Annotated in this window: 20 protein-coding genes and 1 pseudogene; 11 read left to right on the plus strand and 10 right to left on the minus strand. The window is 65.8% G+C overall.

Going from position 1 to position 26,518, the window contains the following annotated elements:
- Nucleotides 1-61: 61 nt before the first annotated feature.
- From dcd to apbC, 3 genes are all read right to left on the minus strand, one after another.
- Entirely contained in the window at nt 62-631 is a 570-nt protein-coding gene (gene dcd, locus KZJ38_RS15430) for a dCTP deaminase (RefSeq protein ID WP_219796928.1), read from the minus strand.
- Nucleotides 632-888: 257 nt separating this feature from the next.
- Nucleotides 889-1,434 carry a superoxide dismutase family protein gene (locus KZJ38_RS15435; RefSeq protein WP_219796930.1) on the minus strand — a complete coding sequence of 182 codons (546 nt, stop codon included), beginning with the start codon at nt 1,432-1,434 and terminating at the stop codon, nt 889-891.
- A gap of 200 nt (nt 1,435-1,634) precedes the next feature.
- Nucleotides 1,635-2,723 (minus strand): iron-sulfur cluster carrier protein ApbC, encoded by a 1,089-nt coding sequence (apbC, locus tag KZJ38_RS15440; RefSeq protein WP_219796932.1) that lies wholly within the window; start codon nt 2,721-2,723, stop codon nt 1,635-1,637.
- A 350-nt stretch (nt 2,724-3,073) separates the two neighbouring features.
- On the opposite strand from apbC, the gene KZJ38_RS15445 reads away from it, so the two are divergent.
- On the plus strand, nt 3,074-3,736 hold the full coding sequence (locus KZJ38_RS15445; protein WP_219796934.1) for a YiaD family glycine zipper/OmpA-like lipoprotein: 663 nt from the start codon (nt 3,074-3,076) through the stop codon (nt 3,734-3,736).
- 517 nt (nt 3,737-4,253) lie between these two features.
- On the opposite strand, the gene KZJ38_RS15450 is transcribed toward KZJ38_RS15445, so the two are convergent.
- Nucleotides 4,254-5,030, minus strand: a complete 777-nt coding sequence (locus KZJ38_RS15450; RefSeq protein ID WP_219796935.1) for a hypothetical protein — start codon at nt 5,028-5,030, stop codon at nt 4,254-4,256.
- Between the two features lie 458 nt (nt 5,031-5,488).
- Between KZJ38_RS15450 and metG the strand changes: the two genes are divergently transcribed.
- Nucleotides 5,489-7,681: a methionine--tRNA ligase gene (metG, locus tag KZJ38_RS15455; protein WP_425518362.1), complete on the plus strand. Its 2,193-nt coding sequence runs from the start codon at nt 5,489-5,491 to the stop codon at nt 7,679-7,681.
- A gap of 76 nt (nt 7,682-7,757) precedes the next feature.
- Here metG and KZJ38_RS15460 read toward each other — a convergent pair whose 3' ends face one another.
- From KZJ38_RS15460 to KZJ38_RS15475, 3 genes are all read right to left on the minus strand, one after another.
- The gene (locus KZJ38_RS15460) at nt 7,758-8,789 is read right to left on the minus strand and encodes a D-cysteine desulfhydrase family protein (RefSeq protein WP_219796939.1); all 1,032 of its coding nucleotides are present in this window, start codon (nt 8,787-8,789) and stop codon (nt 7,758-7,760) included.
- 166 nt (nt 8,790-8,955) lie between these two features.
- Nucleotides 8,956-13,974: a translocation/assembly module TamB domain-containing protein gene (locus tag KZJ38_RS36560; RefSeq protein ID WP_246641488.1), complete on the minus strand. Its 5,019-nt coding sequence runs from the start codon at nt 13,972-13,974 to the stop codon at nt 8,956-8,958.
- Nucleotides 13,975-14,004: 30 nt separating this feature from the next.
- On the minus strand, nt 14,005-15,732 hold the full coding sequence (locus tag KZJ38_RS15475; RefSeq protein WP_425518363.1) for an autotransporter assembly complex protein TamA: 1,728 nt from the start codon (nt 15,730-15,732) through the stop codon (nt 14,005-14,007).
- Nucleotides 15,733-16,405: 673 nt separating this feature from the next.
- On the opposite strand from KZJ38_RS15475, the gene KZJ38_RS15480 reads away from it, so the two are divergent.
- The 4 genes from KZJ38_RS15480 to panD all read left to right on the plus strand — a co-directional run bounded on the left by KZJ38_RS15480 (nt 16,406) and on the right by panD (nt 19,039).
- Nucleotides 16,406-16,591 carry a DUF3460 family protein gene (locus KZJ38_RS15480; RefSeq protein ID WP_219796941.1) on the plus strand — a complete coding sequence of 62 codons (186 nt, stop codon included), beginning with the start codon at nt 16,406-16,408 and terminating at the stop codon, nt 16,589-16,591.
- A 2-nt stretch (nt 16,592-16,593) separates the two neighbouring features.
- A complete protein-coding gene (locus KZJ38_RS15485) occupies nt 16,594-17,535 on the plus strand; it encodes a segregation and condensation protein A (RefSeq protein ID WP_425518253.1) in 942 nt (313 codons plus the stop codon).
- A 237-nt stretch (nt 17,536-17,772) separates the two neighbouring features.
- Nucleotides 17,773-18,606 carry a pantoate--beta-alanine ligase gene (gene panC, locus KZJ38_RS15490; protein ID WP_219796943.1) on the plus strand — a complete coding sequence of 278 codons (834 nt, stop codon included), beginning with the start codon at nt 17,773-17,775 and terminating at the stop codon, nt 18,604-18,606.
- A 46-nt stretch (nt 18,607-18,652) separates the two neighbouring features.
- Nucleotides 18,653-19,039, plus strand: coding sequence for an aspartate 1-decarboxylase (gene panD / locus KZJ38_RS15495; RefSeq protein ID WP_075156543.1), 387 nt, complete (start codon nt 18,653-18,655; stop codon nt 19,037-19,039).
- A 63-nt stretch (nt 19,040-19,102) separates the two neighbouring features.
- On the opposite strand, the gene KZJ38_RS15500 is transcribed toward panD, so the two are convergent.
- Nucleotides 19,103-19,738 (minus strand): ParA family protein, encoded by a 636-nt coding sequence (locus tag KZJ38_RS15500; RefSeq protein WP_219796945.1) that lies wholly within the window; start codon nt 19,736-19,738, stop codon nt 19,103-19,105.
- A gap of 188 nt (nt 19,739-19,926) precedes the next feature.
- On the opposite strand from KZJ38_RS15500, the gene KZJ38_RS15505 reads away from it, so the two are divergent.
- A complete protein-coding gene (locus KZJ38_RS15505; protein WP_219796947.1) occupies nt 19,927-20,343 on the plus strand; it encodes a PaaI family thioesterase in 417 nt (138 codons plus the stop codon).
- A gap of 5 nt (nt 20,344-20,348) precedes the next feature.
- On the opposite strand, the gene KZJ38_RS15510 is transcribed toward KZJ38_RS15505, so the two are convergent.
- Together KZJ38_RS15510 and KZJ38_RS15515 are read right to left on the minus strand one after the other, a co-directional pair.
- Nucleotides 20,349-20,801 carry a DoxX family protein gene (locus KZJ38_RS15510; RefSeq protein WP_219796948.1) on the minus strand — a complete coding sequence of 151 codons (453 nt, stop codon included), beginning with the start codon at nt 20,799-20,801 and terminating at the stop codon, nt 20,349-20,351.
- A gap of 141 nt (nt 20,802-20,942) precedes the next feature.
- Nucleotides 20,943-22,550: a cobyric acid synthase gene (locus KZJ38_RS15515; RefSeq protein ID WP_219796950.1), complete on the minus strand. Its 1,608-nt coding sequence runs from the start codon at nt 22,548-22,550 to the stop codon at nt 20,943-20,945.
- Between the two features lie 128 nt (nt 22,551-22,678).
- Between KZJ38_RS15515 and cobU the strand changes: the two are divergent.
- The 4 genes and pseudogenes from cobU to KZJ38_RS15535 all read left to right on the plus strand — a co-directional run.
- A pseudogene (cobU, locus tag KZJ38_RS15520) lies at nt 22,679-23,218 on the plus strand (bifunctional adenosylcobinamide kinase/adenosylcobinamide-phosphate guanylyltransferase); the annotation flags it as partial.
- Between the two features lie 96 nt (nt 23,219-23,314).
- Nucleotides 23,315-24,253, plus strand: a complete 939-nt coding sequence (gene cbiB, locus KZJ38_RS15525) for an adenosylcobinamide-phosphate synthase CbiB (RefSeq protein ID WP_219796953.1) — start codon at nt 23,315-23,317, stop codon at nt 24,251-24,253.
- Between the two features lie 145 nt (nt 24,254-24,398).
- Nucleotides 24,399-25,436 carry a threonine-phosphate decarboxylase CobD gene (gene cobD, locus KZJ38_RS15530; RefSeq protein ID WP_219796955.1) on the plus strand — a complete coding sequence of 346 codons (1,038 nt, stop codon included), beginning with the start codon at nt 24,399-24,401 and terminating at the stop codon, nt 25,434-25,436.
- Nucleotides 25,417-26,418: a cobalamin-binding protein gene (locus KZJ38_RS15535; protein ID WP_246641780.1), complete on the plus strand. Its 1,002-nt coding sequence runs from the start codon at nt 25,417-25,419 to the stop codon at nt 26,416-26,418. The genes cobD and KZJ38_RS15535 overlap by 20 nt, the downstream gene beginning before the upstream one ends.
- Nucleotides 26,419-26,518 lie beyond the last annotated feature (100 nt).

Here is a 26,518-nt window from a genome sequence, read left to right on the forward strand (position 1 = left end):
GCTAGTCAATGTTGTCAGCAGCGGTCCCCGTATTGCGGTAAGTCAGAGCGCTATAAAAGCGTCACGTTTTCGGCAACGTCACGCCGTGCTGACCTTGGTATTTGCCGCCGCGATCCGCGTACGACACGTCACAAATTTCGTCGCTTTCGAAAAACAACACCTGCGCGACACCTTCGTTCGCGTAGATTTTCGCAGGCAAAGGTGTCGTATTTGAGAACTCCAGCGTGACATGCCCTTCCCACTCCGGCTCGAATGGCGTCACGTTGACGATGATGCCGCAGCGCGCATACGTGGATTTGCCCAGACACACGGTCAGCACGCTGCGCGGAATGCGGAAGTACTCGACCGTGCGCGCCAGCGCGAACGAATTCGGCGGGATGATGCAGACATCGCCCTTGAAATCGACAAACGACTTCTCGTCGAAGTTCTTCGGATCGACGATCGTCGAGTTGATGTTCGTAAAAATCTTGAATTCGTCTGCGCAGCGAATATCGTAGCCGTAGCTCGACGTGCCGTAGCTGACGATCTTGCGGCCGTCCTCGGACGTCCGGACCTGCGACGGCTCGAACGGCTCGATCATCTTGTGCTCGGCGGCCATGCGCCGGATCCACTTGTCGGACTTGATGCTCATAAGGTGAACGCTGCTGACGTGACGGTGTTGACGGGTAAGACTCGGGACAAACTCGGGGCAACCTCGGGGTAAGACTCGGCGTGTAGCTCGGGGTAAAACTCGGGGTAAAGCCCGGCGTGAAACGCGGGATAAACGCCGCGCCGTGCCGGTTCCGAACGCTCCGCGGGTGCCGGATACCGGATCGCACAAGCCAGGATCCGCGGCTACGGTCGGACGAAAGGCGCTTATTTTACGCGAAGGGAGCGTGGATGCCGCGCTTACTGCGTGCGGATCAATCCGCACGCGATCGCGGACCCTGGGCCGCGTTGCGGATAAGCGTAGGGATCGGTCGGATCGTGATGCAGCAGCACCGAGCGCTGCAGCACCGAGCGCACGCCGTCGAGCGACACGTCCGGCGCGACGATAAAGCCCGTCGCGACGCCTGTGCTGTCCGCGTGGATGTTACCGAGGTCGCCCTCGAGGCGCGCGCCGTTTTTCAGACGGTCGGCGGCCGGCGCGAAGACGGCGCCCGCGCTCGAGCCGTCGGCCGCGTTGCAGTCGCCGCGCTCATGCACCTGCAAGGCGTGGTCGCTGCCCGGCGGCAGGCCGATCAGGTTGTACGTGACCTGAACCCCGTCCGAGCGCTCGATGAACGTGACTGTGCCGCGCGCCTGATTGCCCAGTGTAGGCAGCAGTTGCGCGACAGCCCGCTTCTCCTGCGGCTTCAGGAAGGACGTGCAGCCGGCGAGCAGCACGCCGCTGGCAGCCAGGACGATGAGCGCTATGAAGGCTTGCATCGCACGGCCGTCGATTCGTTTTGTCATGCGATCCTCTTGTCGAGCGCCGGCCGCCCCTGCGGCCGCCTTGCCAGACCTGATGAAGTCGACATGATACCGCGAGCGGCCTTGCAAAACGCCTTGTGGGGCGTCCGAACCGCGTCCAGGCCGCGTCTTGACCCGTTCATGCGCGGCATGCGATGCGCGTGCCGCGCATGAACGGAAAACACCTGCATGCCCGATCAGGCTCAGGTGTTCTGCACGACGATCGTCGGAAACTTCGACGACATGTCGCGCGCACGCTCGGCGATATGGATCGCGACCTTACGCGCGATGCTGCGATAGATCTCGGCGACGCGGCCATCGGGCTCGGCGACCACAGGCGGCTTGCCGGAGTCGGACTGCTCGCGAATCGCGATATCGAGCGGCAGGCTGCCGAGCACCTCGACACCGTACTCCTGGCCCATGCGTTCGCCACCGCCCGCGCCGAAGATGTGCTCTTCATGGCCGCAGTTCGAACAGATATGCACGGCCATGTTTTCGACGATGCCGAGAATCGGAATGCCCACTTTCTCGAACATCTTGAGGCCCTTCTTCGCGTCGAGCAGCGCGATGTCCTGCGGCGTCGTGACGATCACCGCGCCGGTCACCGGCACGCGCTGCGACAGCGTGAGCTGGATGTCGCCGGTGCCCGGCGGCATGTCGACGATCAGGTAATCGAGTTCGTGCCAGGTCGTCTGACGCAGCAGCTGTTCGAGCGCCGAGGTGGCCATCGGACCGCGCCACACCATCGGGTTGTCCTGCTCGATCAGAAAGCCGATCGAATTGGCCTGCATGCCATAGCCGGTCAGCGGATGCATCGACTGGCCGTCGGGCGACTCGGGGCGGCCCGTGATGCCGAGCATCATCGGTAGCGAAGGACCGTAGATGTCGGCGTCGAGAATGCCGACCGAAGCGCCTTCGCTTGCGAGCGCGAGCGCGAGATTGACCGCGGTCGTGCTCTTGCCGACACCGCCCTTGCCCGACGCAACGGCGACGATGTTCTTCACGTTCGGCAGCAGCTTGACGCCGCGTTGCACCGTGTGCGCGGCGATCTCCTGCGACACTTGCACCTGGGTTTGCGCGACGCCCGGCACCGCGGCGAGCGCGCCTGCAACGAGCGCGCGAATCGCGTCGAACTGACGTTTGGCCGGATAGCCGAGCACCACGTCGACGCTGACCGTGGCACCATCGACCTTGATGTTCTTGAGGTTCTTCGCGGCGGCGAACGGCCGACCCGTGTTGGGGTCGGTGATGGCCGCGAGAGCGGCATCCACCTGGGCCCGATCGATACTCATTGAGACTCCGTGGGAACGCTGGGCGCGCGGCGGAATCGAAATTTCGCCAGCGGCCGGAATTGAAAGAAATTGTTATCCAGGATTGCGTAAAACCAGTCTCGCAGGCACGCTTGCCGCGCGACCAGCAAAAGGGCCGAATCGCTGGTGCTTCAATCGTCATTGTAGTGGCTGGTGTCGGCACATGCCGGAAGACCCTTTTTTGTTGTCGGTCCGGACATGAGTAGGCGCGATACGGCTTCGAACCGTGGGCGACCCAGGCCGGGCTTTGGCCTGGCGTAATAAGCCCGCCGCCGCCGCGTGCCAGCCATCTCTCGTAGCCGGCTTGTTTGACTCAAAGAAAGGACCTGAAAATGAATGCAAAAATCATGACCCGCCTCTCGGTGATCGCCATCGCGGGTGCGCTTGTTACCGGCTGTGCCACGCAGCAAGGCACCAACACGGCAGTCGGCACCGGCGTCGGCGCGGGCACGGGCGCTGCGCTCGGTGCGATCTTCGGCGGCGGCAAGGGCGCGGCGATCGGCGCCGGTGTCGGCGCGGCGGTCGGCGGCATCACCGGCTACAACTGGGACAAGATTCACAACAAGCTCTCCGGCGCGACGAAGGGCACGGGCACGCAGATCACCGAGCAGCCGGATGGCTCGCTCAAGCTGAACATCCCGAGCTCGGTCACGTTCGACACGAACAGCTACGCGATCAAGCCGTCGTTCCAGCCCGTGCTCGCACAGGTTGCGCAAACGCTGAACCAGAACCCGGAAGTGATCGCGCAGGTGGTCGGCCATACGGATAGCACAGGCCAGGCGGCGTACAACCAGACGCTGTCGGTTAACCGCGCGGAAAGCGTGACCAACTACCTCGCCTCGCAAGGCGTCGCGCCGCAACGTCTGTCGGCAACCGGCATGGGCGCAAGCCAGCCGATCGCGGACAACAACACGGAAGCGGGCCGCGCGGCCAATCGCCGCGTCGAGATCTATCTGCGCGCGACGGCGCAGCCGGGTCAGGCGCGTCCGCAGTAACGATGGAGAGCGGACGGCGGGAGTTGCAAACCGGTTGAAAAACCGGTTGAAGAAATACGGCTGCAAACCGACGCTTCCGAAACGTCGCGGAAACCTCGGCCGCAGCCGTTTTCCGCCGCCCGAAAAAAGCGGGACTGAAGGGTTCGTCTAAGGCGAACGAAAATTTTTCGAACTCTTCGGCGCGCCCGCTGTCTTTATTAACGGTACGTGTGCGGTTTGTCCGCCGCGTCACCATTCTCCTCTTGTCGTTGTTGCTCCGGGGCCCATTAGCCCCGGTTTTTTTTGGTACGTACGGATCGCTGAAAGCCTTTGCCAGAGCCGCGCCGCGGCCTGTCCGAAGCGCCAAAGGCAGAACGCCTCCGACCGTTTTCACCCAACAACGACACCGCGTCAGCCACGCATCGCCAGCCCTCAGCCTCCGCCTCGCCTCCGTGTATCCGCCCAATTATCGGGACGGACGCACCACGAACACGTTCTGGAAAATGAAAGCCAGCTGTCGCGAAACTGCTTCGCGAAATTACTTCGCGAGCCGCCTGAGGTTCGCACGCGCGCGCGCCTGGCTCAGCCGCTTCAGGACGCTGTTCTCGTGCGGGTCGCCATAGTGGAATAGCGCCGTGCTACGGATGCTGGTCGGCAGGCAAGCCTCGTTCGCATGCAGCGAGCGCATTCCCCAGAAGAAATAGATATTGCCCGGCTCGAGCGGCACGGGCCTCGCACCGAGCCGGCGCTGCACGCGCGGCGAGCGCCAGAACCGGCAGGCGGTCGGGCTTTCGACGATCGCCTTCTCGAGAATATTCAGCATGACCGGTCCGCGCACGTTGCGCATGTTCGGGTACATCACCAGGTCGCCGCGCGGCTCGTTCGGCCGGTTCGGAATCAGCACCGGAACCAGCGCTGTGACCACATACGAGTCGTAGTGAAAGAGGTTGGCGTGGCGCAGTCCGTGCGTGCCGGCGAGCACGCGCAGCACGGGCAGGATCTGCTTGCTCAGCGGTTCATCGTGCATCGCGCGGTGATAAAGACCTTCGAGCACCATCTGGAAACCGCGCGCGCTGAAGATCGCGTTGAGCGGGCTGTGAGCGATCCAGTCCTGGCCGCGCAGGCCGAAGTACTGTCCGCCATGGTTGGCGAGTTCGGTCGTAATGAACTCGCGCATCGGTGCGAGTACCGAATCGGGCACGACATTGCGCAGGACGCCGAAGCCCTGCTGATTGATCGACGCGAACAGGTTCTCCACGTCCGTCATGTCGACGGACGCAAGCAGCTCGTGATCGAGCGCCGCATTTACCATCATTCTTCACTCCTCCGTTCACGTCACGCGACGCTCCCGCTGCGCGCGTGACGCGGCGACCGTATCAACGCATTGATGCCGGCTCGCTTATGGGTGACTTCGACTGACCGAATCTCATCGGAAGCGCGGATCGCATCGGAAACGCGAATCGCACTCAAAGCGCGAATCGCATACGAAGCGGATTGCATACGAACAGTAAGATCGGGTAACGGGCCGCACTGTGCGCTCGCCAACGCAGCCGTGGGAACAAACCGTTGGCGCGCGGAATAACGAGGTCTTGCGCACGTTGTTGAGCAACCCTTTCCGACCGCAACACGCGGCGAGCCTGCGTTCAGGGACACGCTGGTAAAATCGGCCCAATCAAGCTGGTTCCGTCTCCCTTCGGCAGAACCCCACCTCCCCGCAGGCCAGAAAACTCCCGTATATCAGCCCGTATGTCAGTCTCTACCGATATCAACGCCGTGGACCTCAACGCCACCGACCTCGCCGCCGGTCTCCAACCCGCGGGCACACCGCCGGCACGCCGCCAGATCCTGGTCACGTCCGCGCTGCCCTATGCGAACGGCCAGATCCATATCGGCCATCTCGTCGAATACATCCAGACGGACATCTGGGTCCGCGCGCTGCGCATGCATGGGCACGAGCTCTACTACGTCGGCGCCGACGACACGCACGGCACGCCGATCATGCTGAAGGCCGAGCAGGAAGGCATCACGCCGAAGCAGCTGATCGAGCGCGTGTGGAGCGAGCACACGCGCGACTTCAACAACTTCGGTATTTCGTTCGATCACTACTACACGACCGATTCCGAAGAAAACCGCGTGCTGTCGGAGTCGATCTATCTGGCGCTGCGCGACGCGGGGCTGATCGACGCGCGTGAAATCGAGCAGGCGTACGACCCGGTCAAGGAGATGTTCCTGCCGGACCGCTTCATCAAGGGCGAGTGCCCGAAGTGCGGCTCGAAGGATCAGTACGGCGATAGTTGCGAGGTATGCGGCTCGACCTACTCGCCGACCGATCTGATCAATCCGTATTCGGTCGTCTCGGGCGCGACGCCGGTGCGCAGGAAGTCGACGCACTACTTCTTCCGCCTGTCGGACCCGCGCTGCGAGGAATTCCTGCGCGGCTGGGTCGGCGGTCTCGCCCAGCCCGAAGCGACCAACAAGATGCGCGAATGGCTCGGCGCGGCCGGCGACGCGAAGCTCGCCGACTGGGACATCTCGCGCGACGCGCCGTATTTCGGCTTCGAAATTCCCGACGCGCCGGGCAAGTACTTCTACGTGTGGCTCGATGCGCCGGTCGGTTATTACGCGAGCTTCAAGAACCTGTGCGACAAGCGCGGCATCGACTTCGACGCGTGGATCCGCAAGGGCTCGAGCGCCGAGCAGTATCACTTTATCGGCAAGGATATTCTGTACTTCCACACGCTGTTCTGGCCGGCGATGCTCGAGTTCTCCGGCCATCGCACGCCGACCAACGTGTTCGCGCACGGCTTTCTGACCGTCGACGGCGCGAAGATGTCGAAGTCGCGCGGCACCTTCATCACCGCGAACAGCTATATCGAAGCGGGCATGAACCCCGAGTGGCTGCGTTACTACTTCGCGGCGAAGCTGAACGGCACGATGGAAGACATCGACCTGAACCTCGAAGATTTTCAGGCACGCGTCAATAGCGACCTCGTCGGCAAGTACGTGAATATCGCGAGCCGCGCGGCGGGCTTTCTGCTCAAGCGTTTCGACGGCCGCGTGCAGGACAGCGCGATGCATCATCCGCTGCTCGGCACGCTGCGCGCCGCGCTGCCGCAGATCGCCGCGCATTACGAAGCACGCGATTACGGCCGCGCGCTGCGCCAGACGATGGAACTCGCCGATGCGGTGAACGGCTACGTCGATACCGCGAAGCCATGGGATCAGGCGAAAGATCCGTCCAACGCAGTCGCCTTGCACGAGACGTGCAGCGTCAGCCTCGAGGCGTTCCGTTTGCTATCGCTTGCGCTGAAACCGGTGCTGCCGAATGTCGCGCAAGCGGCTGAGGCGTTTCTCGGCATCGAGCCGCTCGTGTGGGCCGATGCGCAACGGCCGCTGTCGTCGGAGCGCCCGATCAAGGCATACAAGCATCTGATGACGCGCGTCGATCCGAAGCAGGTCGATGCGCTGCTCGAAGCGAACCGCGCGTCGCTGCAGGCGACGACCGCGGCGCCCGCAGCGGCAGGCGCGACTAACGCAACGGCTGCGCCGGCCAGCAGCAAAGCCGCCAAGACCGCGAAAGCCGCCAAAAACGGCGTCGACGCGAATGGCAAAGAAGAGGAATCGTCGATCATCTCGATCGACGACTTCGCGAAGATCGATCTGCGCATCGCGAAGATCGTCGACTGCAAGGCCGTCGAAGGTTCGGACAAGCTGCTGCAGCTCACACTCGACGTCGGCGAAGAAAAAACACGCAACGTGTTTTCAGGCATCAAGTCCGCTTATCAGCCGGAGCAACTGGTCGGCAAGCTCACGGTGATGGTCGCGAACCTCGCGCCGCGCAAGATGAAGTTCGGGCTTTCGGAAGGGATGGTGCTCGCGGCATCGGCGGCCGATGAGAAAGCGGAGCCGGGCATCTACGTGCTCGAGCCCGACAGCGGCGCGAAACCGGGCATGCGGGTGAAGTAACGAAGTCATCGGCGCCCCGTGCACGCGTACGGGGCGCCGGGTGCGTGCCGGGGTCGCACGCGCACGATTACCCCGGCTAGCGGAAAACCGACTGGTACACGTAAAGCCCGGGTATCCCGCCCGTCATGACGAATAGCACGCTGTCACCCGGCGCGTAATGTCCCTGCCGTATCGCCGCCAGCAGGCCGGCAAATGCCTTGCCCGAATACACCGGATCGAGCAGCAAACCTTCGTGCGCCGCAAGCAGCCGCACGGCTTCGATCATCGGATCGGTCGGCAGCCCGTAACCGGGACCGCGAAATGCGCCGTCGACGTCAATCGCCTCTTCACCGGGCACGCGGGAATCGCCGAGCAGCTTCAGCGTGTCGCACAAGAGTTGCAAGGTCTTTTGCCGGGTTGGCTCCGGATCGGCCAGCACCGAATACGAGCGCACCATCGCCGCGCCGCGATCGAGCATCGTGAAGCCCGCGGCAAGTCCCGCATGCGTGCCGCTGCTGCCGTTCGCGACCACGACCTCGCGAAACTGCTCGCCCAGCGCCTCCTCCTGCCCGATGATTTCGAGCGCGCAGCGCACATAACCGAGCGCGCCTATCGCGGTCGAGCCACCGGAAGGCATCAAATAGACTTTGCGGCCCGCCGCGCGCAACGTCTCGGCACGCTGCTGGGCGAGCGCGAACGGATCCGTACCGGCCGCCGAGATGCTCACCTGCGCGCCGAACAGACGGTCCAGCAGCACATTGCCGTTGTCGTCGTAGCCGTCCTCGGCGCGCGGCACCGCACGGCTCAGCATTAGTTCGCAGGCGAGGCCGAGCTTCGCTGCCGCCGCCGCGGTCAGCCGCGCATGGTTCGATTGCACGCCGCCGACGGTGATGATCGTGTCTGCCCCTTCGGCGCGCGCCGCGCCCAGATGAAATTCGAGTTTCCTCAGCTTGTTGCCGCCGCCCCCGCCCAGCTCCATATGATCGTCACGTTTGACAAAGATCTTGACGCCGCGGCACGCGTCGCCGAGCGCGCGCTCGAGGCGCTCGAGCCGCTGGATCGGCGTAGGGGCGGTAAAAAGCGCAATGTCCGGAAACTTCGCGAGCGCGGTCTGAATCGATGCAGTCATGTCAAATCCCGAATGAGCAGGGTGAACGCCTGGTGCGGCTGCCGTCGCGTGCCACGCGTCTCTGCGATGCGCCGTTCGCATCGCTCACGACCGCCATTGTGCTTCGATTGGACACCTGCGCAAGACTCGAACCTGACCGGCCCCGCACCGCATCCCGCGCTCACGGTCACCACCACGGCCACCGGTCGAAACGCCGCGTATAAAGCAGATCCATCCCCTGGAACGTGCCGCCGTACGCGGCCACCGACCAGTAGCGCGTGAGGTTCAGCGTCGCCTTGATCGCGTTGCTCGCCGACTGCAGCCCCTGCTCGTAACCGATCACGAGGCGCTCGTTGATCGCCTTCGACACCATCACCACCTGCGGGTCGGTCAGCCCCACCTCGCTGCGACCGATCGAAAATTCGTCGAGGCCGAAGGTCTGTGCGATCCGCTTGCCGCTCGCGCTGCCGAGCAGCGCGAGCGCGGTCGTCATCGTGCTCTGCTGGCCGAGGTTGTTGCCCTGGTCGGTGCCGTGGCCGAACAGCAGCCACGACAGCTTTTCGTTGTCGGGCACGTTCGGCTCGGAGACAAGCTTCGCGACCGGCGACTGGATCGTGCCCGTCACCTGCACGCCCGCCTCGACTTCCTGATTGCGGCGCATCGCAAGAATATTGATGCCCGGGTTCGCGACCGGCCCGTTGAACGTGAAGAAGCCGTTCTCGATCGCGAGCTTGCGGCCGAACGCCGTATAGCTCGACCCCTCGGTCACGCGCACGTTGCCGATCGCGCGCAGCGGCATGTTCGGCGCGGACAGCGCGGTAATCGTGCCGCGCAGCCCGACATCGGCGCCCTGGCCGCGGAAGCGGAAGTCGTTGCCGAGATTGATGTCGATATTCGCGCGCGGCGCGAAGGTGCCGACCGGCTTGTTCGAATTGCCGACCTCGGGCGCTTTGCCGCCGATCACCGAGCCGTCCGGCCGCACGATCACGACGTCGTCGCCGAGGCTTGGCGCGCCCTGCTCGGGCATGTCGAACAGCGCATGCTCGACATTGAACTTGCCGTTGATCGCAAGCCCGCCCTGCTGACCCGCATTCGCGACGCTCGCGCTGCCCGACAGCACCAGTTGCCGTTCCGGCGACGCGAACAGTTCGAGATGATCGGCGACGATGCTGGCGGTCAGATCGGGCTCCGCGTTATCGAGCCGCACGCGGCCCGTCGCGCGGAGCGTGCCGTCGCCGCCGTGAAACTCGACCTGCTGGAAGTCGACGAGATTCTCCGACAGCGCGATGCGCACGACGCCGTTCTTCAATTGCACGCCGAGGTCGACCGCGGTCGCGGACAAACCATCGCCGACCAGCGAGCCCGACAGATTCGGCTTCGCCACCGTGCCGCCGAGCGCGAGACGCAGCGCGAGATGGCCGTCGAGCAGATAGCTCGGGCCAAGCAGGCCGCCTGTGGTTCTCAGCGACGGCACGTTCGCGTCGATCTTGCCGGTCAGCGGCGCGTTTTCGTCGAGCGTGAGTGCGCCGTCGCGCATCGCGAGCGCCGTGTGCGCCTCGGCATCGATCACGCCGACGCGGCTCGCCTGAGCGTGCGCGGTCATATTCACGCGGTTGCCGGCGGCGAAGTCGACGCGCGTCGAGATATCGGTGACGCCGAGCGACGCGAAGCCGCGCCCGACTTCGACCGTCACGTCGCCGCTGCGGCGTTTCAGCTGGATATGGCCGCTCGAGGTATCGCCGAGCGCGAAGTCCCAGTCGCCGTCGAAGACGAGATCGGTTTTCGTCAGCGGCGCGGCGCCGGTGAATTCCTGGCGCAGCTGCTGCAGGCGCGTGACCGAGATGCCGGTGAGCGTGCCGGCCGAACGCACGCGCCCGTGGTCGTAAGCGAGCGACTTCAGGTCGAGCACCGCGCCTTCGAGCGTGATGCGCGTCGCGCCGAGCGTGAGACGCTGCGGGCCGGTGCTGACCGTCAGCGGCGACTCCATGTTCAGCGCCGGCGTGCCGCGGTTTTGCAGCCGCGTGACCGTGCCGTCCCAATGCGTGCCGTCGCGCGCGTCGGTCAGGCGCCCGTTGGCCGCGAGCGTCAGATCGAGCGGCCGGTCGCGCAAGGAGCCGGACGCCGCTGCCTCGAACGTGTGGTTCGCGCGCGTGCCGTTCAGGCGTGCGGTCAGCGTCTTCAGTTCGATGCCGGCGGTGCTCAGATTGCGCGCGTCGGTGGTGAACACCATCGCGCCGTTCGCGCCGTCGCGCAGCTCTGCGTGACCTTCCGCGTGGCCAAGGCGATTCGAGCCGAACACGACGCTGTCGGCCTTGTAGTTGAGCGTCACGTTCGGATGCGCGAAGGTGCCGGTGACGTCTCCGTCGGCATCGACGAGGCCCGCGACGCCGAAGCCGAGCCGGTCGAGTTCCGGTGCATCGACGCGAAAGCGCAGCCGGTCGCCGCGTCCGCCGAAGCTGCCCTGCAGGTCGACCTGGTTGCCGGCCACCGACAGGTTCGCGTGGCTCGGCAGGATGCGCGAGCCGGCCAGCTGGATCGTGCCGCCGCCGGTCATCGGCAGGTTGTCGTACATGCTGTCGCCGAGCTTGAATTCGGCCTTGGTGGTGAAGGTCGGCGCGAGCAGGCCGGTGGCGATGATGGTGCCGTTGATGCGGGCTTCGATTTTGCGGCCGGGGGGCCGTTTGGCGGGTGTAGCGGGTTGGGTCGGCGCGGGGGCGTTAGCCGTTGCGGGGGCGCTGGCGGGTGTCGCGGCACTCACGGGCCCGGCGGGACTGACGGATGCTGCGGCACTGGCGGGCTGGGCGGCTTGAGCCAACCTGGTGGCACTCGTGGGCGCAGTGGCTTGAGCGGGCTTGGCGGCTTGAGTGGCTTGCGCCGATTGGGCGGATTGGGCACGTGTAGCGCCACTCCCGGGTGCAGCGGATGGAGCGGCCGCGACGCCACTCGCGAGTGCGCCGGGTTGAGCCGCTGTGATGCCTTTGTCTTTATCGCGCGTAGGGGCGTCGGTCGACGTTGCCGCGGAATTCGGATCGCGCCCCGACGTGTCGCCCGCACCGCGTTTGGCGCCGGCCGCGGCCGATCTGGCCACCGTTCCAGCCGCCGCTTTAGCCGCCGTTCTAGCGGCCGGTTTAGCCGTCGGCTTCGGCGTCATGAGCGACGTCAGCGATAGCGGATCGAAGTCGGTCAGCGCCGCCTTCAGGTTGTAGGTCGAACTCGCGTCGTTCTTGATCGCGCCGGACAGGTCGATGCGCCCTTTGCCCGACGTCAGCCGCACGTCGTTGAAGCTCGTGCGCGCGGGGTCGAGCGTGACCTTGCCTTGCACGCGCAGCGCCGCCTGCGGATCGGCGAGATCGAGCTGGACCGTGCGGATATCGTCGTTCAGACGAATTGCGATCGGACCGGCGAACTGCGTCGGCCGCACGCTCGCGACGAGCGCGTTCAGATCGAGTTTCGCGACCTTCAGATCGAAACGGCCGCGCTTGCCGGCAAGCGAGCCGTCGCCAGTGACCGTCGCATTCTTCACGAGCCGCACGTTCAGGTTCGAGATGTGCTGCGCTTGCGCGTCGAGTCGCACATCGGCGCGCGCATCGATCAGCGGCAGCAGATGCGCGTCGATCGAACCGGGTTTTGCGTTGACGATCGACACCGAGCCGGTGACAGCGAAGCTGCGAGGGCGTGCCGCGGGGTTGGCGGGCGCGGGGGCGCTTGCTGCGTTCGCGGAGCTTGCTGTGTTCGCAGAACTCGCTGGCGTGATCGCGCCGCTCGCGGTTGATGCGCCTGCGGCAATCGCCGTTCCGCCCGCGCTCGCCGCGCGCTCGGACTGCACGCCATCGCCGTTCGCCGCAGCACTGCTAGCCGCCCCACCATGCGCCTTCCGACGCGCGCCGCCGGCCCCGCTCGCCGACTTCGCCGGCTTCGCCGCACTCGCGGCCCGCGCGCCGCTCGCCGTCTCCATGCCACCGACAGCCGCTCCACTCGCCGCCACCCCACTCGCCCCTTCCGCCGCATCCGGCGCCTTCTCCCCCGCCGGCCGCAAGTCCGCGCGCACCGCCAGATCCGCCGCCGGCGCACCCGGCGAGAACGCCTGCGGGTTCACGTGATCGAAGGTCAGCGTCGCGCGCTGCAGCGGCACGTCGGCGAACGGCGTCGCCTCGACGCGCGCATGACCGTCGAGCTTCATCCCGCTTGCATCGAGCTCGGCGACGAGCGTCTCGAGCGTGCCCGACACATGCCCCTGCACCTGTACCGCTTCGTCGTTGACCTTGCCCGCATAGGTGGCCTCGCCGGTCAGCGGAAACGGCCGCACGCCATCGAGCTTCGCCCGCGCGGTGACCGCGCCGAACGGCGTATCGAGGCGCTCGACCGCCGCCTCGTGATGCCGCCCGTCGCTGCGGCCATGGAACAGCAGTCCCGAATATTCGCTCGTCGATGCGCCGTCGTGCAGCAGCAGCTTGTCGACGCTCAGGTCGCGCACTTCGAGCTGCATCGGCAGCTGCAGGTCTTCGGGCAAAGCGAGCGGCTGAGACGGCTCGTTCGACGGCGCAATACGCGCGTCGATCGTGCCGACATGCAGATAGTCGACGGCAAACTTCCACGGCCGGTCCGACAGCGCCCACTTGCCCGACGCATGGTCGACACGAATCTCGGTGCCGCTGCCGTCGAGGCTGCGCCATTGCACATGGGAGAGGCGTAAGCCAGTCGCCAGCGTGCCGCCCTCGAGCGTGCCCGCGAGCCGGCCGCCCAGCAGCTTCACCGCGGCCTGCCATGCGTAAGCCGTGCCGCGCTCCGTGACGACGACGCCGTACAGCGCGCCGGCCAGCAGCGCGATGATCAGCGCCGGGATGAGCGTCGCCCACAGGAGCGCGCGCCACAGCCGCCGGCGGCGCCTCGGCGGCGGTGGCGTATCCGCGCCGCCCGGCCCGTCGCCGGAGCCACCGGAGCCACCAGCACCACCGGACTCGCCGGCGCCGCCGTAACTGCCCGTCCCACCCGCAGAGGCGCCGTCGGAACCACCGGCCGAACCGTAACCGCCCGGCCCACCCGAGAGAACAGCACCGGAACCACCGGCCCCGCGGAAACCGCCGTACGCCTGCGCACCGCCGCCGCCCGCAGCACCCGCACCACCCGCACCACCCGACCCGCCGCGCGACACATCGTCGCCCGGGCGATCCGATAGCAGGAGGTTAGCGATACGGTCCGTGGTCATGCGTCGAATGCAGTCAGATTCAAAGGTTGATCAGAACGCAATGCCGAGCGTCAGATACGGACGCACGTCGTGATTGCGAATGCCATAAGCGAGGTCGACGTTCACCGGCCCGACAGGGCTGCGCCAGCGCGCGCCGAAGCCAACGCCGGGGAAGAACTCCTTCTCGTGCCAGTTATCGGTCGCGGTGCCGATGTCGAAGAACACGGCCGCGCCCCAATCGTGGTTGAACCAGTGCTGATATTCGGAGCTGCCCGTCATCAGGTACTTGGTTGGCAGCACCGAGTCGCCGACGTTATTACCGATGCTCTGAAAGGCATATCCGCGCACCGAGTTCGAGCCGCCCGCGCGGAACAGCAGCGAGGCCGGCACGCCGCTCGACGGCCCGCTGGTAAACACGCCGCCGACCTCCGCGCGAAACAGCACGAGATCGCGCTGGCCGACCGGGATGTATTGCTGGCCGCGCGCATAGCCGCGGATAAACGTCTGATCGGCGAGCACGCCTTTCACCGCGAAGCCCGCCTCCGCGTGAATCAGGTTGCCCGAGCGCGGGAACAGCGGATCGTCGGTATTGCGGCGTGTCCACGACCATGCGGGCAGCAGCGCGCGCGCCGTGGTCGGCGGGGCCGCGTTCTGGTCCAGACGGTCCTGGTAGAACAGGAGCGAGTAGTTGTAGTCGATGTACTGCGACGTGCGCGCGCGCTGCACGCCTGCGCGCAGGCTGTAGATGCGCGTGTCGGACACGTCGGTCGTGGTGTACGACGCAAGCGCGCTGTTGGTCCAGCCGCGCTTGCCCGGCTGCATCGACAGCTGGACCTGCCCGTACTGCTGGATCTGGTCGAGCCGCCCCGACACCGTGAACGGCCACGCGGCGCCGAAGGTGTCGAGATACGTGTACGAACCCTGCACGTGTGCGCCCGTGTCGGTCGCATAGCCGACGCCGCCGCGCACGCTGTTGTACGGGTATTCGCTGACTTTTACGTGCATGGGGGTGTCGAGCGGCTTCGCCGGATCGTTATCGACGTCGATCGCGACGCTCGCGTAGTACGGCGTGTTCTGCAGCTGGCGCTGCAGTTCGGTGACGCGCTGGACGTCGTAGATCTCGCCCGGCGAAATCGGATTCACATTGTCGACGATGCTTTCCGGATAACGACGCGTACCCGATACGTCGAGCTTGCCGAGCGTGAAGGTCGGACCGCTGTCGAAAGTCACGGAGAGTTTCGCGTCATGTTTCTGCGGATCGATGCGCGCTTCCGATTGATAGATTTTCGCGCCCAGGTAGCGGCGCGCCTGCAGCGCCTTCAAGGCCGCGTTCTTCGCGCCGTCCCAGCCCGATTGCGTGAACGGGTCGCCGTCATGCAGCGTGAAGGCAAAGCGCGTTGCGTTTTCCTGCGCGGGATCCTCGGTTTCGACCGGACCGCGGAACGACAGCGTGATGGACGAGATTGTCGTGAGCGGGCCGGGGTCGACATGAACGACCACCGTGCGCCGGCCGTCGACTGTCCGCACGTCCGTGCGCACGACCGGCGAGAAGTAGCCTTGCGTCGCGGCAAGGTCGCGCACCTGCTGCGGCGCGGCCGTGACGAGAAAATCGAACTGCTCGCTGCTGATGTCGTCGTGCTTCGCAAAGCGCGCCAGATCGAGGTGCTCTTCGAGCAGCTTGCGCAGCGAGCGCGGTGTGGCATCGACGTCGACGTCGTACGACGCGCGTTTTTTCGCCGCGTGCGCGGCGGGAGCGCCGGCCGCCGCCAGAAATAGCACGGCGGCGATCGCGAGAACGAGCCATGCGCGCGAAGGCCGCGCGGCGGGCCGCGGCCACGAGGCGCGGCGCCGCGTCAGACCGGCGGTGCGCTGCACAAGCCGCTGCACGAGCCGCTGACTGAGCCGCTGACTGAGCCGCGATTGCGACGGTTCGATTGACCACCCCGCCAAACACGACCTCCGGCAATTGTTGATATCGACAGTTTCTGGCTTCGGCCAGTCCACGGGGGGACTGAAGCTTGGTATTTGACCACATCGGCGCGGCCGCGCATCCCGAATTCAGGGCGCGTGCGGCAAACGATCGATCGCGCGCGACGGTGTTTATGCGCCGCACGTTTTTGCGCCGATTTCTGCCGCCGTCTTCGCCCCTGACTGGCGCCGCTCTCGCGAGTTCGCCATCCGGCAACCGGCGCCCGCCTTGGACGGCTTCCGCCCGCCGATGTTCCGCAGCGGTTTCGTCAATGTTCCGCCGATGTGTCGTCGATCGTCCGTCGATGTTCCGTAAAATTCAGCGCCAGTATTTCCGCAGATGAGTCGCCGGCTGCGTACGCACCGAACCCTCGCGCACGTGTTTCTCGTCAGAATCGCTTACGGCCTGCGCGCTTGCGCTAAAATTACGTCCGACCCGAGCGGCCGCCCGCGCGGCGCCCTTTTCTTCAATGGATTTCGAGCCATGTATCAGTCGGACATCACGCAATTCCTGAATCAGCTGAAAGAGCAGAAGCCGCAACTCGAAGACGAACAGCGCCGTGGCCGCGCGCTGCTGTGGGACAAGCAGCCGATCGACCTCGACGAGCGCTCGGAGCAGCAGGCGGCACGCGTGAAGCAAACGTCGTACGTCTACTACCAGAACTTCTGAACGTGTCTTCTGCCGACGAGGCTCACGGCGCGCCGTTGCCTACGCAGGCAACGGCACAACCGGCAGCGGCGCATGCCCATGCCGCTGCCCTGCATGGTCCCGTCGCGCCGGGCAATGCCGCACTGACCGCGCCCGCGAACGATTCGACGCCCGACACCGTCGACGGCATCGCCTTCGCGCGCCTGTATGGCGAACCGCTCTTCAAGCTTCCGCAGGATCTCTACATCCCGCCCGACGCGCTCGAAGTCTTTCTGGAGACTTTCGAAGGCCCGCTCGACCTGCTGCTGTATCTGATCCGCAAGCAGAACTTCAACGTGCTCGACATTCCGATGGCCGACGTGACCGCGCAGTATCTCGGCTACGTCGAACAGCTGCGCAAGACGAATCTCGAGCTTGCCTCGGAATATCTGCTGATGGCCGCGATGCTGATCGAAATCAAATCGCGGATGCTGCTGCCGGTGAAGAAAGCCGACACCGGCGAAGAAGCGGAAGACCCGCGTGCGGAACTGGTGCGGCGCCTGCTCGAATACGAGCAGATGAAACTCGCCGCGCAACGGCTTGACCACTTGCCGCAGCTGGGCCGCGACTTCCTGCGCGCCGAGGTGTACATCGAGCAGAGCATCACGCCGCGCTTTCCGGACGTCAACACCGACGACCTGCGTGCTGCGTGGGCCGACGTGATCAAGCGCGCGAAGCTCGTCCAGCATCACCGGATTTCGCGCGAAGAACTGTCGGTGCGCGAACATATGAGCGTGATCCTGCGCAAGCTGCAGAATTCGCGGTTCATGGAGTTTTCGGAGCTGTTCGACGTGTCGCGCGGCGTGCCGGTCGTCGTCGTGAACTTTATCGCGATGCTCGAGCTGTCTCGCGAGTCGCTGATCGAAATCACGCAGGCCGAACCGTTCGCGCCGATTTACGTGCGGCTCGCGTACCTGCCCGCCTGATTCCTGTGTTGCGCCGCGCTTTATCTTTCACCGCGCCTTGTCTTTCACCGCGCCTCGCTACCTTGTCCGCGCGTGCCTCCAGTGGGTGCGCGGCGCCCGCAAATCCTCTACAATCCGGCGCTTCAAGCCCTGCCGCCTGTCGTTCAAAACCGGCGCAGGCACAGCCGATGCGCGCTGCCGGACACTGCGGCCAGGCACTGCGCACCGCGCGCCCCGCGTGAGGACACATATCCGACCATGAAAGTCATCAGCTCGATCCAGGAATTGCGCGACCAGTTGCGCGGCCAGAACCGCACCGCGTTCGTGCCGACCATGGGCAATCTGCACGAAGGTCACCTGTCGCTGATGCGGCTGGCACGCCAGCATGGCGACCCGGTCGTGGCGAGCATCTTTGTGAACCGTCTGCAGTTCGGACCAAACGAGGACTTCGACAAGTACCCGCGCACGTTGCAGGACGATATCGAGAAGCTGCAGAAGGAAAACGTCTACGTGCTGTTCGCGCCGACGGAAAAAGACATGTACCCGCAGCCGCAGGAATATCGTGTGCATCCGCCGCACGATCTCGGCGACATTCTCGAAGGCGAGTTCCGGCCGGGCTTTTTCACGGGCGTCTGCACGGTCGTGATGAAGCTGATGTCGTGCGTGCAGCCGCGCGTCGCCGTGTTCGGCAAGAAGGATTACCAGCAGTTGATGATCGTGCGCGCGATGACCGAGCAGTTCGCGCTGCCGACCGATATCATCGCCGCGGAAACCGTGCGCGACGCCGACGGCCTCGCGCTTAGTTCGCGCAACCGCTATCTGCAACCGGCCGAGCGCGCCGAGGCGCCGCGCCTTGCCGCCACGCTCAACGGCATTCGCGATTCGATCCACGCGGGCCGGCGCGACTTCGAAGCGCTCGAGCGCGAAGCGATGGCCTCGCTTGCCGCGCGCGGCTGGAAGCCCGATTACATCGCGATTCGCAAGCGCGCCAACCTGCTGGCGCCGGCCGCGCATGAAGGCGAAGCGCCGCTCGTGGTACTCGCGGCCGTGAAGATCGGCGCGACGCGCCTGATCGATAATCTCGAAATCTGACGCGCGCCGCCGTTCGAGGCCGCGCTCGCGCAACAAGGGAATCGCCATGCAACGCCATATGCTGAAATCGAAGATTCATCGCGCCGCGGTCACGCACTGCGAACTGCACTACGAAGGTTCGTGCGCGATCGACGAGAACCTGCTCGAAGCCGCGAATATCGTCGAAAACGAGCGTATCGACATCTGGAATATCAACAACGGCGAGCGCTTTTCGACCTATGCGATCAAGGGCGAGCGCGGCAGCGGGATGATTTCGCTAAACGGTTCCGCGGCGCGCCGCGCGCAACTCGGCGATCTCGTGATCATCGCGGCGTTCGCGATGATCGACGAGGCGGAATTGCAGGCGGGCTGGAAGCCGGATCTGGTGTTCGTCGACGAGCAGAACAGGATCAAGGGCAACCGCGATCACGTGCCGACGCAAAGCTGGACCTGAAGCGCATCTCAAACCGGGCGGGCGCTCCATGCTGAAGGCCACGCCCCGGGAGCCGCCGCCGGCTCAGGCCTTGCCGTTGCCGTTGGTCCACTTGAGGATCGGTTCCCACTGGTCCAGATCCTTCTCGACGCGGCTCTTCGCGACGTCCCACAACGTGAGCCCGTGTGCCGCAAGCTGCACATAGTTCTGCGTATCGCGCAGATAGCCGAGCACCGGCAGATTCAACCCTTCGACGAATCGATGCAGCTGATCGGCGGACTTGGTCCGCGCATCGACGCGCATCCCCACCACGCCCACTTCGATCGAACCTTTCCGTACGGCCTTTTCTTTTGCGAGGCGCTCAAGAAATTCCTGCGTCGCGAGAATATCGAAGATCGACGGCTGCAGCGGCACGATGACCTTGTCGGCGAGGCTCAGCGCGACATTGAGCCGGTTGCCGTGCAGGCCGGCCGGCGTATCGATGACGGCACGCTCGAGGCCCTTCGGTGGCTTCACGGGCAAATCGGGATCGACTTGCCACGTCTCGATCGCCGGCAGGCCGCTTGGGCGCAGGTCGAGCCACGCGTGCGCGGACTGCTGCCGGTCGAGATCGGCGAGCGCGACCCACTCGCCCTCGGCCGCAAAGTAACCCGCCAGGTTGGTGGAAAGCGTGCTCTTGCCGACGCCACCCTTAGGATTCGCCACCACGATTACCGTCATGAATACTCCCGGGAAGAAGGCCCAATCATTATCGAATTATCTCAAATGGCCCCGCCGGCGTGGCGCGGGCGCCGCAACGGGCGCCCGCCAGGCCGGCACAGGCGTTGATAATATCGGCAAATCCGCCAGGCTCGAAAGCCCCGGCGGCCGATTTGGACAAACCCCTTCCCTTTTTGCGGGAGGTCACGATGAAGCTCAGATCTGACCGCGACCTCGCCTGGATGCGCGGACTGCAGGCCGGCACGCTGCCGGAGCTGATCGGCTTTGAGGCGACCGGCGTCGAAGAAGGCCGACTCAGCGCGGAATTGACGGTGCGCCCTCAGCTGCTTGCGCCGAACGGCTTTCTGCATGCGGCAACGGTGATCGGCCTGGCCGACACGGCATGCGGGCTTGCCTGCCTTGCGCATCTGCCGATCGACGCGCGGAGCTTCACGACGATCGAGCTGAAGAGCAACTTCCTCGGCACGGCGACCGAGGGGACCATCCGCACCGTCGCGCAGTCTGTCCATCTGGGGCGTACGACCCAGGTGTGGGACGCGACCGTCCATGGGCCCGAAGGCAAGACGATCGCACTGTTCCGGTGTACGCAGATGGTGTTGTACTGAGCCAATCAGGCGCCGGCGTGCCCCGCCACCTGCGGCGCGCGTGCGTTGCCGAGCGCAAAAAGGCCATTGCCGAGCAGCGACTGCACAACGAGCGCCACAGCCCAGAACGCCGGGTACTCCCATCCTCCGTTCGGCGACGCGAAGCCCCAGCCGTTATGGAAGTGCACCGACAGCGCGCCGAGCATGAACGGCAGCAACACGAGCGCGACCCAGCGCACCTGCACGCCGAGCAGCAGCGCGATGCCGCCGAACAGTTCGACAAACGTCGTCACGTAGGCGAGCCAGCCCGGAAAGCCGACCGAGACGAAAAACTGCGCGGCGCCCGGCAGCGTGAACACGAAAATCTTCTGCAGACTGTGTGCGAGGTAGAGCACGCCTAGCGTAAGGCGCAGCAGCAAAGCGGCGAGGTCAGGGTGCGCGGGGTGGGCGGTGCGTGCGGCGACGGTTGGACGGTTCATGACGGTTCCTTTTCCGAAGTGGACGATGGACGACGCATCGCGCGTCATCGCTGGGAACCGACTTTATTCGAACCAATAGAAGCGAAAAATGGCGTCAGGCGCTTAGATTATTTCCGATCAGGAATGAATCGCGGTTCACCGTCAACCGATCGCGCCGAACAGCCGATCCAGATCGAGATGGGCCGCGAGCGTATCCGCAAGCCGGTCGAGCGACGCTTCGCGCAGCGCCGGGTAGTCGAGCGGCGGCGCGTCGGCAAGGCCCGCCCAGCCGAGCAGCGCCGCGCACGCCGCCGGCGTGTCGAACAGGCCATGCACGTAAGTCGCGAAAATCTGCCCGTCCGCGGACAGCGCGCCATCGGGCCGTTCGCCGCGCTCTGCGCTGTCGCCATGGCTGCGGCCATCGCGGCCATCGCTGCTATCGCCGCGGCCATCGCCGCCGTCGGCAGCCGCGAGCCGCACGGCGGGCGACGCCAACGCCGGCCCTTGCGTCTCGCCCATATGGATTTCGTAGCCCGCCAAGGCCGGCGCGCCCGGCAGCGCGAGCCGGCCAGTCACGTTTTTCAGGGTCTTCTCACGCGTGAGCGTCGTCGAGAAATCGAGCCAGCCGAGGCCCGCCACGCTGCCCGGTGGCCCTTCGACGCCATGCGGGTCCGCCACCTCGCGCCCGAGCATCTGCATGCCGCCGCATACGCCGATCACGCGGCCGCCGTAGCGCAGATGCCGCTTCAACACCGCATCCCACCCCTGCGCGCGCAGAAACGCGAGATCTCCCTGCACGTTCTTCGAGCCGGGCAGGATGATCAGATCCGCGGCGGGCGGCTGCGCGCCGGCTCTGACATAGTGGAAATCGACGCGCGGGTGCGCACGCAGTGCATCGAAATCAGTGTGGTTGCTGATATGCGGCAGCGCCGGCACGACAACGCGCAGCACGTCGCCCTGCGCCGCACCGCCCGCGCTCGCGTCGCCACCCGCGGCACCTACGGCGCCCGCGCGCAGTTCACGCGGCAACATATCTTCCGCGTCGAGCGTGAGCCCATGCAGATACGGCACGACACCGAGCACCGGCTTGCCGGTACGCGCCTCGAGCCAGTCGAGCCCCGGCTTCAGCAAGCCCGGATCGCCGCGAAAGCGGTTGATGATGAAGCCGCGTACGCGCGCCTGCTCGCTCGCGGACAGGCACGCGAGCGTGCCGGTCAGATGCGCGAACACGCCGCCGCGATCGATATCGGCGACAAGCACGACCGGGCAATCGACGGCTTCCGCGAACCCCATGTTCGCGATATCGCGTTCGCGCAGATTGACCTCGGCCGGACTGCCCGCGCCTTCGACGAAGATCGTGTCGTACGCAGCCTGCAAGCGCCGGTAGGACTCAAGCACCGCTTCAAACGCGACCGGCTTGTAGTCGTGGTACGCGCGCGCATCGAGATTCATGCGCGCCTTGCCGTGGATGATGACCTGCGCGCCGCGATCGCTCGTCGGCTTCAGCAGCACCGGGTTCAGGTCCGTGTGCGCATCGATGCCGGCCGCGACCGCCTGCAGCGCCTGCGCGCGGCCAATCTCGCCGCCGTCGACCGTCACCGCGCTATTGAGCGCCATGTTCTGCGGCTTGAACGGCGCGACGCGCACGCCCGCGCGCCGCGCGAGCCGGCACAGGCCGGCGACCAGCGTGCTCTTGCCCGCATCGGAGGTGGTGCCCTGGATCATCAGCGTGCCGCGCGGCGGCTTTTTGATGGGCTGATCGGACTGCATGGGCTGATCGGACGAAGCAGATGAAGTGGTCGACAAGGTCACAAGGCAGTGTCTGCGACGGCCGGGCGTCGCGTACTGTAGACAAGGCGAAGGCCGCATTATCCCATCGCGCCGGTACAATCACGCGCATGATTTCACCCGACGTTACTTTTATCGTCGGCGGCGCGCGCTCGGGCAAGAGCGCGCACGCCGAGCGGCTGGCGAGCGACAGCGCGCGCCCCGTCACCTATATCGCAACCGCGCGCGTCGCCGACGACGAATTCGCCGAGCGCGTCGAACTGCACCGCGTGCGGCGGCCCGCGCACTGGCGCATTGTCGAAGCGCCGCTCGACCTGCCGGGCGCGATCGCCGCCGCCGATGCGCCCGGTCATTGCCTGCTCGTCGACTGTCTGACGCTGTGGCTCGTCAATCTTCTGTGCCCGGCCGATGGTGATGCACCTGCTGCCGACTATCAACAGCGCATCGATGCGCTCGATGCGGCATTGGCGGCTGCGCAGGCGAAGGTGATCGTCGTCAGCAACGAGATCGGGCTGGGCGTCGTGCCGCTGGGCGCGGCGACGCGTCTTTATGTCGATGAACTCGGCCGCCTTAACCAGCGCATCGCGGCGCGCGCCGCGAATGTCACGATGATGGTCGCGGGTTTGCCTTTGGCGCTGAAGACCGCCGCGCCCGATACGTCGGGTTTGGACTCGGCCGCGCGGAAAACTGCGGCCGACGCCGCGGCGCCGAACGACGCGTCACAGCACGCAAAGGGCCATTGAACGATGCTGTCGATGCCTCTGATCGCCGCCTGCGCGACTGCCGGGATGATCGTCGACCGCTGGTTCGGCGAGCCGCGCCGCCATCATCCGCTCGAAGCATTCGGCCGCCTCGCGATGCGGCTCGAAACGCACTACAACACGGGGCGCCGCGGCCGCCCCGTGGGGCTCATCGCGTGGCTGCTGGCCGTCATGCCGCCCGTCGCGATCTCGTGGCTGCTGGTTGAAATTCTGCCGGTGGCGCTCGCCTGCGTCGTACACGTCGCGCTGTTGTGGTTTGCGCTTGGCGCGCGCAGCCTGCGCGAGCATATTGAGCCGATCGCGCGGGCGCTCGGGCGGCACGATCTCGACGAGGCACGCGAACTGACGTCGCGGATCGTGTCGCGGGAAACCGCGCATGCGGACGAAGCGGCGCTATCGCGCGCAGCCGTCGAATCGGCACTCGAAAACGGCAACGATGCCGTATTCGGCGCGCTGTTCTGGTTCGTGCTGTTCGGCGGCCCCGGCGCGCTCGCGTTTCGTCTCGCGAACACGCTCGATGCGATGTGGGGTTATCGCACGCCGCGTTTCCTGCGCTTCGGCTGGGCCGCCGCGCGTATCGATGACGTGCTCAACTGGGCGCCCGCGCGTCTGACCGCGGCGAGCTACGCGCTGCTCGGCGATACGCGCACCGCGTGGCGCTGCTGGCGCGAGCAGGCGCCGCGCTGGGACAGCCCGAACGCGGGTCCGGTGATGGCGTCAGGCGCGGGCAGCCTCAATGTGCTGATCGGCGGGCCGGCCGTCTATAACGGCGAAATCGAGCGACGCCCGACGCTGGGCGCGGGCCAGGCAGCGAGCGCCAGCCATGTGAACGCCGCGCTCGCACTGGTCGAGCGCACGGAAATTTTGTGGCTCGCTGTGCTGATCGTGCTCGCGCTGCTAAGCGTGCCGTTTATTCAGGCGTGACCGACATGACAGACACCTCCGCTGTTCCGATCGCGAACGACGGTAATCTGCACGTGGCGGCGTGTCCATTTGCCGATTGCGCTCGCTCGCGAAGTCCGCGTGTGTGTTTCAGGCGTAGCGTTACGCTCACGCGATAACCGATTCCATGACCGACACCTCCGCTCCCCTGATCACCCACGGCGGCAACCTGCACGAAGCCGCGCGTCTCTATCGCATTCCATACGGCGAGTGGCTCGATCTGTCGACGGGCATCAATCCGCACGGCTATCCGGTGCCGCCGGTTCCGCCCGACGCGTGGCGCCGCCTGCCCGATGACGGCGACGGCTTTGCCGCTCTGGCCGCGCGCTACTACGGCGCGCCCGATGCGTCGCACGTGCTGCCCGTGGCGGGCAGCCAGGCTGCGATTCGCGCGCTGCCCGCGTTACTGCCACGTGCGATCGCCGGCATCGCGCCGCTCACCTACAGCGAGTACGCACCCGCGTTCGCGCGTGCCGGGCACGAAGTCGTGTCACTCGACACTGCCTGCGCGACGCCACCGGAAGCGATCACGCATGCGGTGATCGTGAACCCCAACAATCCGACCGCCGCTTACGCGAGCGCGCAAACGCTGCTCGACTGGCACGCGCATCTGTCGGCACGCGACGGCACCTTGCTAGTCGACGAAGCATTCGCCGACGCGATGCCGGCGCCGTCCGCATCGCTCGCCTCGTTCACCGCGCGGCCGGGGCTCGTCGTGCTGCGCTCGCCGGGCAAGTTCTTCGGCTTGGCCGGCGTGCGCGCGGGATTCGTGCTCGCCGCGCCGGCGCTGCTCGAACCGCTGCGCGAGACGCTCGGCGCATGGACCGTAAGCGGACCCGCGCGTCACGCGGTATCGGCTGCATTTGCGGATACGGCATGGCAACGCGACATGCACACGCGCCTCGCCGCGGAAGGCGAACGACTCGCAACACTGTTGCGCGCGCAACGTTTTAATGTGCAGGCGACGCCGCTCTTCACATGGACCGCCGATGCACGCGCGCAAGCATTGCATCGCGCGCTCGCGCAACGCGGCATCTGGACGCGTTTTTTCTCGCAGCAGCGCAGTGTGCGCGTCGGCCTGCCCGCATCCGAAAACGAGTGGATGCGGCTTGAACATGCGCTAACGGAAAGTGTGCGTGAGATCGATGCGCATGCTGCGCGATAAAGCCATGCATGTGCGGCCACGCCGGTTTGCATTCGCGTTCGCGAAAATTCTTCCACGCGCTACGTGGTTAGGGCGGTTAGCGCGCTTCGCCTGCGCAAGCTCGATCGCGCTCACAGTCTCGTACACATCGATCGCGACCGCGGCGCCCATCACCGTCACCGACGACACCGGCGCCACCGTGACGCTCGACGCGCCCGCACAACGCGTCATCAGCCTCGCGCCGCACACCACCGAACTGCTTTACGCCGCTGGCGGCGGAGCGAAGATCGTCGGCGCGGTCAGCTACAGCGATTACCCGCCCGAAGCGAAGCAGCTGCCGCGCGTCGGCGACAACAAGGCGCTCGATCTCGAGCGCATCGTCTCGTTACGGCCGGATCTGATCGTCGTGTGGCGGCACGGCAATGCACAGCGGCAGCTCGAACAGCTGCGCGAACTGCACGTGCCGCTCTTTTTCAGCGAGCCGCGCCATCTCGACGACATCGCGGCCACGCTGACGAAGTTCGGCGAACTGCTCGGCACATCGTCGATTGCGAACAAAGCCGCGAGCGATTATCAGCAAAACATCGCGCGATTGCGCACGCGCTATGCAGGCAAGCCGCCGGTCGGCGTGTTCTACGAAGTATGGGATCGCCCGTTGATGACATTGAACGGCACGCATCTGATCAGCGACGTGATCGCGCTATGCGGTGGACGCAATGTGTTCGCGCAGCTCGAACCGCTCGTGCCGACGGTATCGACCGAAGCCGTGCTCGCCGCGAATCCCGAAGCGATCGTGACCGCGGCCCCGGGTGCGACCGCAGCGAACGAAGCTTTGCCGCAACTCGACAGCTGGCGCCAATGGCCCGCGATTACCGCGGTCGCGCGCCACAACCTGTTTGCCATCGACGGCGATCTGATCAACCGTCCCACGCCGCGTCTTGCGCAAGGCGCGGCACAACTGTGCGCAGACCTCGACCTTGCGCGCTCCCGCAGGCCGGAATAGCAGCATCGATCAGTTCGCGGACAAGCGAGCACGCACGGCGACATGCGCGCCCTGTGTCGACTGACGCGACGCAGCGGCCGTCAATCACCGCCGGCGGCAC

The sequence above is a fragment of the Paraburkholderia edwinii genome, assembly GCF_019428685.1.
GTDB lineage: Bacteria > Pseudomonadota > Gammaproteobacteria > Burkholderiales > Burkholderiaceae > Paraburkholderia > Paraburkholderia edwinii.

Excerpts from the sequence above, each read along its gene's own strand:
- KZJ38_RS15460 (WP_219796939.1), bottom strand. The coding sequence starts at position 8,789 with ATGACTGCATCGATTCAGACCGCGCTCGCGAAGTTTCCGGACATTGCG.
- KZJ38_RS15445 (WP_219796934.1), top strand. The coding sequence starts at position 3,074 with ATGAATGCAAAAATCATGACCCGCCTCTCGGTGATCGCCATCGCGGGT.
- panC (WP_219796943.1), top strand. The coding sequence starts at position 17,773 with ATGAAAGTCATCAGCTCGATCCAGGAATTGCGCGACCAGTTGCGCGGC.
- KZJ38_RS15450 (WP_219796935.1), bottom strand. The coding sequence starts at position 5,030 with ATGATGGTAAATGCGGCGCTCGATCACGAGCTGCTTGCGTCCGTCGAC.
- panD (WP_075156543.1), top strand. The coding sequence starts at position 18,653 with ATGCAACGCCATATGCTGAAATCGAAGATTCATCGCGCCGCGGTCACG.
- KZJ38_RS15435 (WP_219796930.1), bottom strand. The coding sequence starts at position 1,434 with ATGACAAAACGAATCGACGGCCGTGCGATGCAAGCCTTCATAGCGCTC.
- KZJ38_RS36560 (WP_246641488.1), bottom strand. The coding sequence starts at position 13,974 with ATGACCACGGACCGTATCGCTAACCTCCTGCTATCGGATCGCCCGGGC.
- KZJ38_RS15500 (WP_219796945.1), bottom strand. The coding sequence starts at position 19,738 with ATGACGGTAATCGTGGTGGCGAATCCTAAGGGTGGCGTCGGCAAGAGC.
- KZJ38_RS15510 (WP_219796948.1), bottom strand. The coding sequence starts at position 20,801 with ATGAACCGTCCAACCGTCGCCGCACGCACCGCCCACCCCGCGCACCCT.
- KZJ38_RS15505 (WP_219796947.1), top strand. The coding sequence starts at position 19,927 with ATGAAGCTCAGATCTGACCGCGACCTCGCCTGGATGCGCGGACTGCAG.
- apbC (WP_219796932.1), bottom strand. The coding sequence starts at position 2,723 with ATGAGTATCGATCGGGCCCAGGTGGATGCCGCTCTCGCGGCCATCACC.
- cobD (WP_219796955.1), top strand. The coding sequence starts at position 24,399 with ATGACCGACACCTCCGCTCCCCTGATCACCCACGGCGGCAACCTGCAC.
- KZJ38_RS15535 (WP_246641780.1), top strand. The coding sequence starts at position 25,417 with ATGCGCATGCTGCGCGATAAAGCCATGCATGTGCGGCCACGCCGGTTT.
- cbiB (WP_219796953.1), top strand. The coding sequence starts at position 23,315 with ATGCTGTCGATGCCTCTGATCGCCGCCTGCGCGACTGCCGGGATGATC.
- KZJ38_RS15515 (WP_219796950.1), bottom strand. The coding sequence starts at position 22,550 with ATGCAGTCCGATCAGCCCATCAAAAAGCCGCCGCGCGGCACGCTGATG.
- KZJ38_RS15480 (WP_219796941.1), top strand. The coding sequence starts at position 16,406 with ATGTATCAGTCGGACATCACGCAATTCCTGAATCAGCTGAAAGAGCAG.
- dcd (WP_219796928.1), bottom strand. The coding sequence starts at position 631 with ATGAGCATCAAGTCCGACAAGTGGATCCGGCGCATGGCCGCCGAGCAC.